2 protein-coding genes are annotated in these 1,554 nt (G+C 67.8%); one reads left to right on the top strand and one right to left on the bottom strand.

All coding sequences use genetic code 11. The annotated features are described in order from the left end of the window. Positions 1–265 (top strand): FCD domain-containing protein (locus tag N4R40_RS13095; protein ID WP_261607823.1); only part of this gene is annotated, 265 nt, incomplete at its 5' end. On the opposite strand, the gene N4R40_RS13090 is transcribed toward N4R40_RS13095, so the two are convergent. Further along, positions 223–1,469 (bottom strand): IS3 family transposase gene (locus tag N4R40_RS13090; protein WP_407665929.1). Its coding sequence is split into 2 segments (ribosomal slippage): positions 223–1,160 and positions 1,160–1,469, totalling 1,248 coding nucleotides; the frame shifts between segments, so codons are not numbered across the junction. The genes N4R40_RS13095 and N4R40_RS13090 overlap by 43 nt on opposite strands. Between the last annotated feature and the right edge of the window lie 85 nt (positions 1,470–1,554).

The following is a 1,554-nucleotide window of genomic DNA, read 5'->3' as shown; positions in this document are numbered from 1 at the left end:
CCTCGCCCTGGATGCGCAGTTCCACTTGCGTCTGACGGATGCTGCAGGCAACGTCGTCGTGGCGGCGACCATGGCGGGCCTCCGCCCGACGATCGACAGTTATATCCGTGCCGGCGTCGCCCGTATCACCGACTGGGATGCCACGGCTGACCGGTTGCGACACGAGCACCACGACGTGCTCAGGGGCCTTGACCCTCGATCGTGGACACGGTGTCGGTTCGGTTATGCCGCTTCCGCGAGGGTAGCGGACGTGGTCTCCGCGTAGGCGGTCTCGTAGTTGTTCGGGGTGATCTGGCCGATCGCGGAGTGGCGCCTGCGGGTGTTGTAGCGGTTCGCCCATCGGAACACGGCCCGGTAGGCGGTGGCCGGGTCCGGGAACGCCGCCTGCCCTTCGAGGAGCTCCCGCTTGAGTGTGGCGTTGAAGCTCTCCGCGAGTGAGTTGTCGGCGCTCGTGCCCACTGCGCCCATGGACTGGACGATGTTGAGCTGCTCGCAGAGGGCTGCGTAGGCCTTCGAGGCGTAGACGCTGCCGTGGTCGCTGTGGAAGATCGCGCCGGCCAGCGTCCCGCGGTCACGGGCCGCAGCGCGCAGGGCGTCTTCGACGAGCCCTACGCGCATGTGGTCGGCGACCTGCCAACCCGCGAGCTTCCGTGACCCGAGGTCGATGCAGGTCGCGAGATACAGGTTCGACCCGTCCGCGATCGGGAGGTAGGTGATATCGCCCACGTATCGGCGGTTCGGCTCACCAATGGAGAAGTCCCGCTCGATCAGGTCGGGGAAGCGGCGTCCGGACTGGTCCGGGATCGTGGTCCTCACCCGTCGACGCAGCCGGATCCCCGCGAGCTGGTGTTCCCGCATCACCCGGGCGACCCGCTTGTGATTCACCCGCCCGGCCGCCGCGACGCCGTCGTTGAGGTCGGCGGTGATCCGCGGCGCCCCATAGGCGCGATCGCCACCCTGCGCGGGTTCCTGCAGCACACGGATTCGCGCCGCCAGCGCGGCGTCTGCGGCGGCCCTCGCGGCCCGTCCCGGGGCCGCCGCCAGCCAGGCGTAGAACGACGACCTCGCGATCTGAATGACCTCACACAACCGCTTCACGCCGCAGGCGTACTTGTGATCCTCAACGAACTGGAAGCGGTTCACCAGTTCGTCTCCCCGGCGAAATACTTCGCCGCCTGACGAAGGATGTCCCGCTCCGTCTGAAGCTTCAGCTTCTCCGCTTCCAGCCTCGCGTTCTCGGCCTCCAGCCGGAGGACCTTCGCCGCCTGTGACTCCACCCGCGCCGGCGCGGGCGTCGACGCTGTGCCGGTGGTCGTGATCCCCGAGCCGTGCTTCTCGACCCACTCCCGCAGCGCACCACGGGAGATCCCCAAATCGGCCGCGATCGCTTTCAGCGTCGCGCCCGGCGTGGACTCGTACAAATCCACCGCACGCTGCCGGAACTCGTCCGTGTAGTTCTTCCTTGCCATCCCTCAGATTCTCGCTTCCCCAGCATCGTGCTGGAATCAGCGTGTCCAAGATCAGGGGTCAAGCCCCGACCGCACCGACACCGGC

Source organism: Microbacterium memoriense (assembly GCF_025398275.1).
GTDB lineage: Bacteria > Actinomycetota > Actinomycetes > Actinomycetales > Microbacteriaceae > Microbacterium > Microbacterium memoriense.
The sequence above is the reverse complement of the archived record's forward strand: the minus strand, read 5'-3'. Positions and strand labels throughout refer to the sequence as shown.